Raw genomic sequence first — 14027 nt, 5'->3', positions numbered from 1 at the left:
GTAAATACTCATCAAAAATTTGGGTGAATCTGTAACATAGCGTCAAGGAAATCAAATGAAGTCAAGATTTTCTATAAACCTCACAAGGAGACACACTGTGAATTTTCTCAAGGCCCCTCGGTGGAAGAATTTTTTTCAAGCTTCACTTGTTGTGCTAAGCGCTTGTGGCTTGTTTCATACCCAAGCGCAAGCCCAAGCCTTCCCCAACAAACCAGTCAAACTGATAGTGACCTATCCGCCAGGTGGAAGCTCAGATCTCATGGCGCGCATCATGGGCCAAAAACTCAGCGAAGTGTGGGGCCAACCCGTCATCATCGAAAGTAAACCCGGTGCTGCTGGCTCTATCGGCATGGAGTTTGCCGCTCGTCAACCGGCCGATGGATACACCTTTGTGGTGGGCAATTTAGGCCCTGCATCTGTGAACCCACTCATTTCCAAAGTGCCTTACAACATGGACAAGGACTTCATTCCTGTCTCTCTTACGGCAACAGGTCCAAATATCTTGGTCGTGCCTAGCGCCTCTCCCTACAAGAATTTAAATGAGCTCTTGGCCGCAGGTAAAAGCAAACCCAATTCGCTTAACTTCGGCACCAGTGGTCCTGGCAGCATGTCACACTTGGCTGGTGAACTCATCATGCGACAGGCTGGCATCAAAATGGTCGGTGTGCCCTACAAAGGTGGTGGCTTGGCCGTCAATGATTTGTTGGCCGGTCAAATTGACCTCATGGTTTCTGACGCCTTGCCCGTCAACCAACACATCAAATCGGGTCGTCTGCGTGCATTGGCCATTACCAGCGGAAAGCGCTCACCTTTGTCACCAGAAATTCCCACATTTGCTGAGGGTGGCTTGAATGGTTTGGTTGCCGTTAACTGGTGGGGTGTTTTCTTGCCCGCCGGAACGCCCAAGCCCATTGTGGATGCCTATCAAAGCGCCTTGGTCAAAATCATGGCCAATCAAGACCTGAAAGAACGCTTTGCAGGATTGGGCGTTGAAGCCATGGCAAGCACCCAAGATGAATTCAGAGCCTTCTTGGCCGACGAGAAAAGCAAATATGCCAAACTGGTGGCAGACAACAACATCAAAGCTGAATAACAGCTTGGTAGGTTGACATAGTTTGCTAAGTTTGCAAACGCTGCCTAGTTAAAACCAAGCAGCGATTGAATTGATGCCCCGAGTGAAACAAGCCCTACGGCTTGCTTTACTCGGGGCATCTCACTTTGTGCGCCATCAGTTGCGTGAAAAGTAGCACCCAGAAGTTCGACCCCTTGAGACATTTAGTCACAGGCCCGTCAATGGCTTAAATCGCCTCTTGCTGAATGCTAAACTCATTCGGCAAATCCTCACACTCAACGCAAACCTGGCTGTTCTGATTCATGAAAATTTTTTACGGTTGGCGCATGGTGGGCGCAGCCTGTGGTATTCAGTTTTTGCTAGCTGCCTTTCTGACACAAGCACTTGGCCTTTACATTGCCGTGCTCTCAGATGAAATGGGTTGGAGTAAAACCACTTTGTCGGGTGCCGCTGCACTACAGTCCGTCGAAGCCGCCATCATTGGCCCCGTCTTGGGCTGGATCATGGACCGTGTGGGTCCTCAAAAAATGATCCGCTTAGGGATGGTCCTATTCAGTGCTGGCTTGCTCATGCTAAGTCAGGTGAATGCCGTTGCTACTTTTTATACCAGTGCAATTTTGATGGCCATCGGGGCTAGCCTCAGCGGTTACTTCCCGCTGTCGGTTGCCTTGGTTCAATGGTTTGAAAAATTCAGAGCACGGGCTCTTTCCATCATGAGTTTGGGCTTGGCCTTGGGCGGCTTGGTTGTCCCCCTCATGGCTTGGTCTATTCAAACCTGGGGGTGGCGCTACACCGCAGGTGGCACGGGCTTGCTGGTCTTGCTATTTGGCCTCCCCATGGCGGGCATGATTTTGAGGCGGCCCGAAGACCATGGCGAGCATGTTGATGGCATTGATCCCGCACTCAAAACGGTTGAATCAGGCGATGTGCCAGCAGTTCCTCAAGTTGAATTCACTGCGGCAGAAGCCGTCAAAACAAGGGCATTTTGGATGCTTGCCATTGGCCATGGTCTTGCACTTCTTGTTGTGTCGGCTGTCAATGTCCATGCCATTACCCACATGAAAGAAGGCTTGGGTTATTCGGTGGCCACCGCCAGTTGGGTGATCTTGATCATGACCTTTGCGCAACTGGTGGGCATCCTCATGGGGGCCACTTTGGGCGATATGTTTGACAAAAGAAAAGTTGCCGCCCTGTGCATGCTAGCGCATGCCCTTGGCATGGTTTGCCTCACCTTTGCCAACGACATGACCATGCTCATGGCATTTGGTCTTTTTCACGGTGTTGCTTGGGGCTTGCGCGGCCCGTTCATGCAAGCCATTCGGGCAGATTATTTTGGTCGCAACGCCATTGGCCTTATATTGGGCTTGTCTGCGGCCATCATTGCTTTGGGGCAAATTGCCGGACCGATGGTGGCAGGTGTGTTGGCCGACCTCACTGGCAATTACCAATTGGGATTCAGCCTACTTGCTTTGCTTTCGGCCTTAGGCTCGCTGTGTTTTATTTTGGCGACGAAGCCTGTAAAGCCAGTGGCAAACCAATAAGTTGCGACAAATCTTCCAAACTCAAGCCTGGCACCATATCAATCACCCTTAAGCCCGAAGGCGAACAAGCCAGCGTGGCCAAATCGGTATAGACCCTTTTCACGCAGCCAATACCCGTCAAGGGGTAGCTGCATTTGTCAACCAGTTTACTCTGACCTTGCTTGGTCAGCAGGTCCATCATGACCCATGTCTGCTTGGCACCGATGGCCAAATCCATGGCACCACCTACGGCAGGAATAGCGTCGACTTCTCCCGTATGCCAATTGGCCAAATCGCCAGTGGCACTGACTTGAAAAGCGCCCAGCACACAAATGTCCAGATGACCACCTCGCATCATGGCAAAGCTGTCGGCATGATGAAAATAAGAACCCCCTGGCAGCAGCGAAACGGGCTGCTTGCCGGCGTTGATCAGGTCGTAGTCTTCTTGGCCGGCTGCAGGCGCAGGACCCATTCCCAAAATACCATTCTCGCTGTGCAACAAAATTTCAAGGTGAGAAGGAATATGGTTGGCAACCAAAGTAGGTTGACCAATGCCTAAATTGACGGTGGCTCCTTCCGGAATATCTTGTGCAACACGGGCAGCCAGTTCATCTTTGGTTCGGCGTGCATAAGTCATGCTTTGATGCCTCCAGCTTGAGTGGCCACACGTTCAACGTGAACGACAGCTTGCACGAAGATGCCAGGCGTGATGACAGTTTCTGGATCCATTTCGCCCAACTCCGCTTTTTCAAAAACAGTGGCAACCGTTTTGCGTGCGGCCATGGCCATGATGGGACCAAAATTTCGGGCAGCTTTGCGAAATGTGAGATTTCCCCAGCGGTCGCCACGTTCGGCCCGAATGAGCGCCAAGTCGCCATGAATAGGGGTTTCATAAACATACATTCGGCCATTGATTTCACGGGTTTCCTTCAATGTGCCATCGGGATTTTTGGCCAGATCTGTGCCATAGCCTGTGGCTGCAAAAAAGCCGCCAATGCCGGCCCCTGCAGCACGAATGCGCTCGGCCAAGTTGCCTTGTGGAACGAGCTCCAATTCAACCTGACCGGAACGGTACAAGCTGTCAAAGACATACGAGTCGACTTGTCTTGGAAAACTGCAAATGATTTTGCGAACACGCCCCGCCTTAAGCAATGCGGCCAAGCCATGCTCACCATTGCCTGCGTTGTTGTTCACCAGCGTTAAATTTTTGGCGCCTTGAAGCAAAAGCCCTTCAATCAATTCATCGGGAATGCCAGCAGTGCCGAAGCCTCCAATCAAAACCGTTGCACCATCGGGTGTATCGGCCAAGGCATCTGCCACGCTGTCCACAAACTTATTGATCATGCTGCTTAACCGGGAATAGATTTCAACTCGGAAACAGAAATGGCATTTGCAGGTACCGCCGTACGAGCCACATTCATGGTCATGGCCAGCAAACTGTAATAACCATAATGCGCTACCAAATCGATTACCCCTTGCTCACCAAAACGTTTGAGAAGTTGCTGATAGGTGACATCGCTCAAGCTGCGGTTTGTGTGAAGCTCTTCGAGCACGTTGTAAATAAGCGTTTCGTCATCCGTCATGCCATCGGGGCGACGGCCTTCAGCGATGGCATCGCATGTGGCAGGCAAGATCCCTTCCTTTTCGGCAATAGGCCGGTGGATGGCCCATTCGACGGGCTGAGAAAAATGTCTGGCCACAATCAGAACTGCAAATTCAGAATTGCGATAGCCCACTGTATTTTGAAAACGCAGGTACTCACCCACTTTTTGCAATCGGTCCATCAACTCAGGGCTTCGCATCAGCGGAATGAAGGGACCTCCAATTCGGCCTCGCGGTCCTGCTGCAATTTCATCCATAATTCTTTTTTGCTCACCCGACATTTGGTCATCGGGTATGGGAGGCATGCGGTCAAGCGCAGGGGTTCCTAATTTCAAATCATTCATCTTTGTCATTCAATAAAATCAAGCTGTTAAAGTAAGCACCGCATAAACCGGCTCTTAAAAGTTATTCTAAGACACACTGATCCCCCAATACACACTCAACTGGAGACTACTTTGAACCAACTTACTCTCGATCAAGCCAATCACATTATTCAGGGCGCTCGTGCTGCGGCTCGCGCAGCCAATTACAAGCCCATGGGCATAGCCGTATTGGATGCTTCCGGCCAGTTGGTGGCTTTTGGCCGCGAAGACGGTGCAAGCATGTTTCGCTTTGACATTGCTCGCGGCAAAGCATGGGGTGCTGTTGGCATGGGCATTTCCAGCCGTGCGTTGGCCGAACGAGCCAAAGACAACCCTAACTTTTTCATTACCCTTTCGGCTACAGCAGAAGGAAAATTTTTACCTCAACCTGGTGCCGTCTTGATCAAAGATGCCAATGGCAATGTGCTGGGAGCCGTGGGTGCCAGTGGCGGCACGGGCGATGAAGACGAAATCATTTGCAAAGCTGGCGTCAAGGCCTGCGGCTTGATAACCGACTAAGCAGGCCTCTGGGCCTATTTCTAGGCCTATTTCTAGCCACATCTCACGCCAATCAAGGTTTGAAGCGTCAATGCTTCAAACCTTCTGCAAAAGCTTCATTCCCAAATTGGCAGCTTGGCGACGCTCATAAGCCAAAAACTCTTCGGTAATTTGGTTACCCCTCACGCCGCCTCGCACTGAGCCAGCTTCAATCTCGCCAAAATACTCTTTCCACAAGGACGGCAAGCGCTGCCCTTGTGGAATGCTCAACCAAAGCCGCAACAAATGGCGCTTTAGCTCTGGCGCTTCGTGGTCTTCAAAGTTGGTCCTTGAATGAATGACCACGTAGTTGTTGAGCAACTGCATATCGCCGCGATCGAGTTGCATCGAATAGCAAAATTTGTCATCGGGCAGCAGTTCGTCCAAAAGATCTAACAACTCAATTTGCTTTGGAGTTAAGCGTGGCACTTCAGGGAAATCGACTTGGGCCGCCGTGACATTTTTTCGGTTTGCACGCAATGCAAAGAAATCAGGCTCGTTGCCCAAAATGGGGCATTTGTAAAAAGGGGGCTGTGTAGCATCGTTGGTGCCCTGATAGCTGTAATAAAAAGGCTGCTGCATCACAGGAATCAAGTCAGGCCGCAGGCGTTTGATTTCGTCCACAATTGCGATGGAGCTGGTTACTTTGCTGGTACCACCTGTTTTGGCGGTTTGCAAACAAAGCAAGGCCACAACGTCGCAGGAGTCAACATGAAAATCCAAACCAGCATTGGTGTTGTACCCTCGCCCGTTTTTTACTTTGTAGCTTCCGCCTTCGTCACGCACATCGTTCATCACCTGACTGGCCCGATTTTGAGTTCTGGCTACGCCTACATTCAATCCAATGCCCCAGTGCGCCAAGCGCGCATCCTCGACTGACCAACGCTCTACGGGAAAGCCTTTTAAAAGACACATGCCATAAGCCGTTTGTGTGACGGCAAATGCTTGATCAATGGCTTGCTTGGCATGGCGTTGAAGTGGGAAATCGTTAGCTGTCATTTGAAGCCACGACTTTTGAGTGGCCTTGGCGTGCTGCAGCGCTTGCTCAATTTCAATCACGGCCTCACGGCTAAGATGGTGAATCCATGAGAAATCTTGACGAAGCTCTTTTGGAAACCATGCACGCGGTTTCTCTAGATTGGTTTGAATGAAGGAACTCATAACACTTTGCTTTACTCCAATAGCCTGAGGCAGAAACCACAGAAGCCAAATACCTGCTGAGTTTCGACGCTTCAAAAGCCATCTTACTGAATAAAGACGTGCCAATTTCTCACATAGGGACAACACCAATGATTTGACCTTGCTTGAGAGCACCATCTGTCCCTACACTTCAGGCTTCTTTTGTATCGACAAACACAGGCTTCTTATGAAACGAATTTTGGCTGTCTTTCTTTCCCTAATATCCCTCACAAGTTATGCGCAAGATCAGGCCTATCCTGTGAAACCCATCCGCTTGTTGGTGGGTTATGCACCAGGTGGCGCTACTGACATCGTGGCGCGAAGCATTGCCATCAAGCTGCAAGAGACTTTGGGCCAACCGGTGGTGGTTGAAAATCGTGCGGGAGCCAGCAGCAACATTGCATCAGAATTTGTAGCGAAAAGCGCACCCGATGGTTACACCCTGCTTTTGGGCACCATCGCCAACGCCACCAACATGACGGCCTTCAAAAATCTGGGCTACGACACCATGCGTGACTTTGTGCACATCACACAATTTATGACGGCACCTTCGGTGCTCACATTGCACCCCTCCGTGCCCGCCAAGAATCTCAGAGAATTCATTGCGGTCGCCAAACAGAATCCTGGCAAGTTTGCTTTTTCTTCAAGCGGCAATGGTGGATCACCCCATCTGGCGGGCGAGCTTTTAAAAATGCGCGCCAACATTGATTTGATCCATGTGCCCTACAAGGGTGCCGCACCGGCCATTTCCGACCTGTTGGGGGGGCAAGTTCAAATGAGTTTTCAAACGGCTTTGTCTGCCATTCCGCATTTGAAAAGCGGCAAACTGAACGTGTTGGCTGTCGCCAGCAAAAAACGCATGGCCACAATGCCCAATGTACCTACCATGGCTGAGGCAGGCTTGTCCGATTTTGAAGTGTCAAGCTGGAACGGCTTATTTGCCCCCGCCAAAACACCCCCACACATCGTGGCAGCGCTTTACAACGCCTCAATCAAAGCGCTTCAATCTGCAGACATCAAAGAAAAAATGGAAGCACAGGGTGCAGAGCCTGTTGGCAACAGCCCTGAAGAGTTCAGATCATTTGTTAAGTCTGAAATTGACAAATGGGAACAGGTGATCGTGAAATCTGGCGCAAAGATGGACTGATTGTTTGGCAAGAATAAATATCAATTTGCAACAAGGAATCCATGCTGAAATTAGAAAACTACGCCAACAAATATCAGACTATTCAAATGAGCCGAACCGACGGTATCCTTGAAGTCAAGTTGCATACCAATGGCGGGCCCCTTCACTGGAGTTTATTGCCGCACGGCGAACTCACTCGCGCCTTCCATGAGATCGGACAAGATTATGACAATGAAGTCATCATCCTGACCGGCACAGGCGCGGCATTCAGTGGGCCAGCTTTGGGCCCCAATGGCCACAATCACGTGAGCCATCCAGTGACCGCCATGGAGTGGGACAAAATTTATTTCGAAGGCAAGCACCTGCTGCTGAATCTTTTGAACATTGAAGTTCCCATCATTGCTGCTATCAATGGCCCCACGCTTCGCCATGCCGAAATTCCATTGCTGTCTGACATCGTTTTGGCGGCAGACACAGCCACCTTTCAAGACTCAGCCCATTTTTGGGGTGGCCTGGTACCCGGTGACGGCGTGCATGTTGTGTTTCCCCACTTGATGGGCACCAACCGAGGCCGATATTTTCTTTTGACGGGTCAAACTATCAATGCGCAAGAAGCCAAAGATGTAGGCTTGGTCAATGAAGTGTTGCCTTTGGATCAATTGTTGCCCAGGGCATGGGAGCTGGCGCGTTATATCAAACTGCGTAGCCCTCTCCTACGGCGCTATTCACGCGTTTTGGCTACTCAAGAATTGAAAAAGAAAATTCTTGACATGCATGGCTACGGTCTTGCGCTTGAAGGATTGGCTGCCACGCACAATTCGAACTCAAGCAGTCACAAATAAGCTACGTCATTTGCTTATTCATTTGCTTTCCCTTTTTTTATAACCAAAGGCTTTCTTTCATGCGTCTTCTCACATTCACTCTGAATCATTCAGAGCCCTTGATTGGTATCCGTACCAACGAAAAAATTCTCAACTTGAAAGAAGCAGCCAAAATTGCTGGCGAAATCGGCATGCCCTCCAACATGAAGTCCTTGCTTGCCGCTGGCACTGAAGGCATGGCACGCGTTCGACATTTAAATTCAAAAGCATTGAGCGATGCGACGACATTTCAATCTGCATGGCTTGACAAAGCGTCTATTACCTATTTGCCACCTATTGTTGATGCAGACAAATTTTTGTGTGTTGGAAAAAACTATCGGAAGCACTTAGAAGAGCTGCAACAAACCAATTTGATCAAAGAAATTCCCCAAGAACCCACAGGATTCATCAAATTGAATTCTTGCTTGGTGGGCCATGAGGCGCATGTTAAAAAGCCTGATGGCATTGTGCGCCTCGACTACGAGCCAGAGCTTGTGTTTGTGATGGGCAAACGTGCTTTGGGAGTCAAAAAAGCGGATGCATTCAACTACATTGCCGGCGTCACCATTTTGAATGACCTCACTTGCAGAGATCTTCAGCAGCGCGAAGTTGCCTCAGGCTCAAGATTTTGGACTGCCAAAAATATCCCAGGCTTTGGCCCTCTTGGTCCAGAAATTATCACAATGGACGAAATACCCGATCCCTACAATTTGTGGATGACATGCTCTGTGAATGGTGAAGAGCGCATGCGAGTGAACACCAGTGACCAAATTTGGAAACTGCCCGACATTGTGGAACACTTCTCACAATACATTCCCATTGAGGCAGGCGATATGTTTTCTACAGGGGCTCCCGGCGGTGTTGCCGTTGGCAAACCCAATGCAGCTGCGCTCTTTTTAAAGCCTGGCGATGTTGTTGAATGTGCCATCGAAGGCATTGCCACTTTGAGCACAACCATTGTCTAAAGTATTTATTCACCCATTACCCAAAAGAGACCTCCTATGAAATTGTCAAATCACATTGGCTCATCAAGCACTCGCAATTTGCTTAAAACAATCGGTATCTTTGTTCTCGGCGGCACTATGTCGCTTTGCCAATTGGCCAACGCGCAAACATTTCCAAGTAAGCCAGTCACCATCGTTGTGCCATTCACACCAGGGGGTGGTGCTGACAATTTGGCGCGCATCTTAGTACCAAGACTTAACTCACTTTGGGGCCAAAGTGTCATTGTGGAATACAGGGCTGGTGCAAGCGGTCAAATTGGCGCAGACTATGTATCGAAAGCCAATCCAGATGGTTACACACTGATGATGGCAACCACGGCTGTCATCAATGACAAAAATGTTTCGAAATTTGTGGGCATTTCTTTGGTATCGGCCGACGCCTATGTATTGGTGGTCCATCCAAGTCTGCCAGTTAAAAATGCAGCTGACCTCATTGCCTATGCCAAAGCAAATCCCAAAAAACTAACCTTCGGATCGTCGGGCATTGGAGCGGCCTCGCATCTGTCTGGCGAACTCTTTAAAGCACGAGCCGGCATTGACATGCTTCACGTGCCTTACAAAGGAACGGGCCCCGCATTGAACGACCTATTGGCCAATCACATTCAATTGATGTTTGCGCCAACTCAAACTGCGATGTCACAAATTCAAAATGGAAGAGTCAAAGCCATTGGGGTGACAGGCCTCAAACCTATCGAAGCTTTGCCAAACGTTCCACCAGTCAACACCTCGGGATTGAGTGGCTATGACGCTATTGGGTGGTTTGGTTTATTGGCGCATGCCAATACCCCGCCTGACATTGTCAAAAAATTACACGACGACATTCAGAAAGTCATGAGCATGCCGGAGGTTCGCAAGGCTATGAATGAAAAAGGTGCAGAGCCAGGCAATTTGACACCAGTTGAATTCAACAAATTCATTCAACAGGAACAAACCAAATGGACCAAGTTGATCAAGGACGCCAACATCACCATTGAGTAACATGATCGAAGAAAACATTGATATTCAAACGCCAAATGGTGCCATGAACACCTTTGTGGTGTTTCCTGAAGAGAATGGCCCCCATCCAGTGGTCTTTTTCTACATGGATGCTCCTGGCAAGCGAGAAGAGCTTCATGACATGGCTCGTCGCTTGGCCAGCGTTGGCTACTTTGTAGTGCTGCCCAATTTGTATTACCGCCGCAGTCGAGATTTCTATCTCAAAGAGCGAACCCCAGAAGCCATGGATGTGATGTTTGCGCACATGGCCTCGCTCAATGCGCAAACTAGCCAAATTGACACGCAAGCCATGCTGAAATTTGTCGACAACCACGCCATGGCGGATCAATCTCGCGTTGGTGCAGTGGGCTACTGCATGAGTGGTCCCATTGTGATGTGGATTGCAGCGCAATTTCCCAATCGATTCAAGAGCATTGCGTCTATTCATGGCGCCAACATGGTCACAAACGAGCCCGATTCACCCCACCTGATGGCACCCCAAATTAAATGCGAAAGTTATTTCGCGTGCGCAGAAATTGACAAATGGGCACCCCCTGCCGACATTCAAAAACTAGAACTTGCTTTGAAGCAGGCCAATACCAACTACCGCATTGAGTGGTACCCAAAAGTTGAGCATGGCTTTGTTTTCCCCCAAAGGGCTGGCATGTACAACGCCAAGGCCGCAGAAAGACATTGGGAACGTCTTTTTAATTTATTTGAACGAACACTGAAGCTTAGTGCCTGACGAGATCAATCAATCAGATATTGGTTGATTCACATCAAGTCAATTTGAATACAAGCCTGTTTAATGGGACCTCTTCCCATTCATTGGCCTGACATTTTGACTTCACAAGGCACCTGTGAAAACCAACCATCAAATTGGCTTATTGGCGTTGATCAAGCGTTCAAGGCCCCTAAATTTGCTCACTGGCCCCATCATTTACAGCATGGTGTTACCCATTGCGCTGCTAGATGCCTGCGTGTCTTTTTACCAATTTAGCTGTTTTCCAATTTATGGCATTCCAAAAATTTCAAGAAGCCAGTTCATCATCTTTGATCGCCAAGAACTCAAGTATCTCGATTGGATTTCAAAATTTCATTGCACGTATTGCGCTTACGGCGTTGGGGTGATTGGCTTTGCCCATGCCGTCATTGCGGCCACTGAAGCCTATTTCTGCCCTATCAAGCATCGAGGGAAAAAACAAAAAGATCTGCAGCATCAATGGCGCAAACTTGCGTTTGATCAAAATGAAAATTTTGATTTCAATGCACAACTTCGAGAAATCAGAGATGAGATGACCGAATCAAAGAAACAACCATGAGCTATTTTTTATCTTGGGTTAAAAATCTTTATGGTGTGTTCTTTGTTTTTTTGACTCTACTTGCCAGCCCACTTTGCCATGCAAGCGATGGCTTCTATAGCGAAATGAGTCACGCTATCGGCGGCGCTGCCATGGCGTCCTACATCACCTACAAATATTCAGATTCTGAGCACTGCTCTTGGATTGGCTTTGGATTGAGCACAGCCATCGGTGTTGTTGCGCAAAATTATGAGATTTCAAAATCAGGCAATCGTTCCAGCCAACAACTTGATATGGTTGCACACGCTTTGGGATCAGCATTGGGAGCGTGGTACACCGATAAGTATGTGTTGGTGCCACTGGTTCAAAAAAACTACATTGGCCTGACCCTTCATATCCCAGTCAACTAGCGTTTGGCTAAATAATTGGGGGCAAATAATTGGGGTCAGATCAACATTAATTTTCTGTAATTCACAGAGAACTTTGAGCCAAAAAAATTAATGTTGATCTGACCCCAATTATTTTTGACCCCAATTAGTTAGCTGTCCAACCAAAGAATTTGTAGATCTCTTGCTCTTGCGCCTGTGCGTCGGCCTCGCCCAGCGCTATCAGCTCTTGGGTATAAGCCGATTCAAACAGCAAATAACTCACCAACGCATTGCCTTGCCCCAGGCCCATGCTAGGATTAGCACCCAAGGTGCGCAACAAACTTTTGACCGTTTTGGGCAGCGCATCTGCATGCTTCTCAGCGATGGCATCCAAACGCTGAGAGGGGGCAATGAGAAGCAATTGAATCGGCCTTAAGTGAGTTGCTTGTCTTTTTTCTTCTGGGATGAGTTCTAGCGTTTGATTGATGCGCTGCATGCGCTCCACATCCACAGCCAGTGAGTCCAAAAAGATGCTGGACAAAGCATGGCCTGCAATGTGCGCCAAAGAGGGGTAAGTAGGCTGATCAGTACTTTTCTTTGGCGGCTCAAGCATTCGGCCAGCTCCTATTACCAAAATTTTGCTGGCACCCAAATGAATGGCGGGAGAGATTGGGGCGGTTTGCCGCATGGCGCCATCTCCAAAATAAGCAGTCCCTTGTGGACCATTCAAGCGCATGGCTGGAAAAATAAAGGGGATGGCCGAGCTGGCCAAAAGATGTTCATTGGATAAATTGCAGTGCTGTGCCAAACGCTGATTGCGAATCCAAGGCGTGACGGGATGGCGACTGTCGTAAAAGGTCACGTGTTCGCCCGTGCTGTAACTCGACGCCGTAATGGCCAACGCACGCAAATGACCTTGTTCCAAGTGAGCAGGCAAGCGTTCAAAGTGAATGTGCTGCGCTAACAGTTCACTCAAAGGATCGTTGTTTAGAAGCGATTTGGGCCGAAGTTTTTTCTGCGCGATGAGCCAACCTAAAGACAGCAACGAGAGCCATCTTGCTCCCGAACGAATCATGCCTAAAACGTCAGACCGATAGACCTGTTCAACTTTAAAGTTTTTCCAAATATGGACCAAGTCATCGAGCGCTGCGTCAAAGCGGTCTGCGTTACTGGCCAAGAAGGCGGCATTGATAGCGCCTGCAGATGTGCCTGAAATAACGGGGAAAGGGTTGACATCAGGGGCCCCAGCTTCGCGTCGCATGCGACTGATGGCAGCCAATACGCCAACTTGATAAGCAGCACGGGCGCCGCCGCCCGAAAGAATAAGTCCCGTAGTTTGAAGCATGGGCACGATGCTATGTGAGATTGAACCCTTGCAAATCAGGGAACACCCGCGTTTCTAGATACATCTTATGTTGTTCAGCACTTACCTAGCCGTGATGCATTTGCTCAAGAGATAATGGCCAAACCATGTGTATCAATTTCACCCCTACTCGAAAAGCTGCCTGGGTCAAGATGAACTTTGGCATTGAGTTGCCATCAACGGAGTACCCGTTGGAGGCCTATCCAGGCTATGTGGCGCCCATCGTAGTGAAGAGCCACCAATCTGGCCGAACAGCCTGTGGGTTGGCAAGATTTGGCCTCATTCCTTCTTGGGCCAAAGAAGACAAGATCAGCCGATACACCTACAACGCCAGAAGTGAAACCGTGAGCGGCAAGCCAAGCTACAAAAAATCTTGGAAACAGCGAAGATATGCCATCGCGCTGCTCGACAATTTTTACGAGCCAAGCTATGCATCTGGCAAAGCTGAGCGTTGGAAAATAGAGCTGGCAAGCCATGAGCCTTTTGGCATTGCGAGTTTGTGGGATACCTGGACCGACCCAAGCAGTGGCGAACTTGTGACCAGCTTCACCATGCTCACTGTCAATGCAGACCATCACCCCGTCATGAAGCAATTTCACAGACCGGGTGACGAAAAGCGAACACCCGTGATTTTGAGTGAGAGTCAATTTCATCAGTGGCTTGGTGCTGACGAAAAACAAGCCATGGCCATGATGCGTGGAGACTCTATGCCCGAGCTCATTAGTCAAAGAAGTTAAACTACCCTCTTCCGATATTCA

General features: G+C 49.2%; 16 protein-coding genes. 11 read left to right on the top strand and 5 right to left on the bottom strand.

Annotation, left to right across the window (positions count from 1 at the left end; genetic code table 11):
- Positions 1-97 precede the first annotated feature (97 nt).
- Together B9Z32_RS12770 and B9Z32_RS12765 are read left to right on the top strand one after the other, a co-directional pair.
- The gene (locus B9Z32_RS12770; RefSeq protein WP_158268214.1) at positions 98-1093 is read left to right on the top strand and encodes a tripartite tricarboxylate transporter substrate binding protein; all 996 of its coding nucleotides are present in this window, start codon (positions 98-100) and stop codon (positions 1091-1093) included.
- 281 nt (positions 1094-1374) lie between these two features.
- Positions 1375-2613, top strand: coding sequence for an MFS transporter (locus B9Z32_RS12765; RefSeq protein WP_108421800.1), 1239 nt, complete (start codon positions 1375-1377; stop codon positions 2611-2613).
- On the opposite strand, the gene B9Z32_RS12760 is transcribed toward B9Z32_RS12765, so the two are convergent.
- From B9Z32_RS12760 to B9Z32_RS12750, 3 genes are read right to left on the bottom strand one after another with little or no spacing between them, the layout of a single operon-like run.
- Positions 2570-3229 carry a 3-oxoacid CoA-transferase subunit B gene (locus B9Z32_RS12760; protein ID WP_108421799.1) on the bottom strand — a complete coding sequence of 220 codons (660 nt, stop codon included), beginning with the start codon at positions 3227-3229 and terminating at the stop codon, positions 2570-2572. The genes B9Z32_RS12765 and B9Z32_RS12760 overlap by 44 nt on opposite strands.
- Entirely contained in the window at positions 3226-3936 is a 711-nt protein-coding gene (locus tag B9Z32_RS12755) for a 3-oxoacid CoA-transferase subunit A (protein WP_108421798.1), read from the bottom strand. The genes B9Z32_RS12760 and B9Z32_RS12755 overlap by 4 nt, the downstream gene beginning before the upstream one ends.
- Positions 3937-3941: 5 nt before the next feature.
- Complete coding sequence (locus B9Z32_RS12750; protein ID WP_108421797.1) at positions 3942-4538, bottom strand: carboxymuconolactone decarboxylase family protein; 597 nt, start codon at positions 4536-4538, stop codon at positions 3942-3944.
- Between the two features lie 111 nt (positions 4539-4649).
- Here B9Z32_RS12750 and B9Z32_RS12745 point away from each other — a divergent pair, with 111 nt between their 5' ends.
- Entirely contained in the window at positions 4650-5075 is a 426-nt protein-coding gene (locus tag B9Z32_RS12745; RefSeq protein WP_108421796.1) for a heme-binding protein, read from the top strand.
- A 75-nt stretch (positions 5076-5150) separates the two neighbouring features.
- On the opposite strand, the gene B9Z32_RS12740 is transcribed toward B9Z32_RS12745, so the two are convergent.
- Positions 5151-6254, bottom strand: coding sequence for a TauD/TfdA family dioxygenase (locus B9Z32_RS12740; RefSeq protein WP_108421795.1), 1104 nt, complete (start codon positions 6252-6254; stop codon positions 5151-5153).
- 277 nt (positions 6255-6531) lie between these two features.
- Here B9Z32_RS12740 and B9Z32_RS12735 point away from each other — a divergent pair, with 277 nt between their 5' ends.
- The 7 genes from B9Z32_RS12735 to B9Z32_RS12705 all read left to right on the top strand — a co-directional run bounded on the left by B9Z32_RS12735 (position 6532) and on the right by B9Z32_RS12705 (position 11948).
- Entirely contained in the window at positions 6532-7419 is an 888-nt protein-coding gene (locus tag B9Z32_RS12735) for a tripartite tricarboxylate transporter substrate binding protein (RefSeq protein WP_233248313.1), read from the top strand.
- Positions 7420-7460: 41 nt separating this feature from the next.
- Entirely contained in the window at positions 7461-8240 is a 780-nt protein-coding gene (locus B9Z32_RS12730) for an enoyl-CoA hydratase/isomerase family protein (protein ID WP_108421793.1), read from the top strand.
- A gap of 59 nt (positions 8241-8299) precedes the next feature.
- Complete coding sequence (locus B9Z32_RS12725) at positions 8300-9223, top strand: fumarylacetoacetate hydrolase family protein (protein WP_108421792.1); 924 nt, start codon at positions 8300-8302, stop codon at positions 9221-9223.
- A 36-nt stretch (positions 9224-9259) separates the two neighbouring features.
- Positions 9260-10240, top strand: a complete 981-nt coding sequence (locus B9Z32_RS12720; protein ID WP_108421791.1) for a tripartite tricarboxylate transporter substrate binding protein — start codon at positions 9260-9262, stop codon at positions 10238-10240.
- 1 nt (position 10241) lies between these two features.
- Entirely contained in the window at positions 10242-10982 is a 741-nt protein-coding gene (locus B9Z32_RS12715; protein ID WP_108421790.1) for a dienelactone hydrolase family protein, read from the top strand.
- Positions 10983-11097: 115 nt separating this feature from the next.
- On the top strand, positions 11098-11559 hold the full coding sequence (locus tag B9Z32_RS12710; RefSeq protein WP_108421789.1) for a hypothetical protein: 462 nt from the start codon (positions 11098-11100) through the stop codon (positions 11557-11559).
- A 104-nt stretch (positions 11560-11663) separates the two neighbouring features.
- Complete coding sequence (locus B9Z32_RS12705) at positions 11664-11948, top strand: hypothetical protein (protein ID WP_146179490.1); 285 nt, start codon at positions 11664-11666, stop codon at positions 11946-11948.
- Positions 11949-12072: 124 nt separating this feature from the next.
- Here B9Z32_RS12705 and B9Z32_RS12700 read toward each other — a convergent pair whose 3' ends face one another.
- Positions 12073-13251, bottom strand: coding sequence for a patatin-like phospholipase family protein (locus tag B9Z32_RS12700; RefSeq protein WP_108421787.1), 1179 nt, complete (start codon positions 13249-13251; stop codon positions 12073-12075).
- Positions 13252-13376: 125 nt separating this feature from the next.
- Here B9Z32_RS12700 and B9Z32_RS12695 point away from each other — a divergent pair, with 125 nt between their 5' ends.
- Positions 13377-14006: an SOS response-associated peptidase gene (locus tag B9Z32_RS12695; protein WP_108421786.1), complete on the top strand. Its 630-nt coding sequence runs from the start codon at positions 13377-13379 to the stop codon at positions 14004-14006.
- Positions 14007-14027: the final 21 nt, after the last annotated feature.

It is taken from the genome of Limnohabitans sp. MMS-10A-178, from assembly GCF_003063375.1.
Lineage (GTDB): Bacteria > Pseudomonadota > Gammaproteobacteria > Burkholderiales > Burkholderiaceae_C > Limnohabitans_A.
This window is presented reverse-complemented; position numbering and strand designations above follow the sequence as displayed.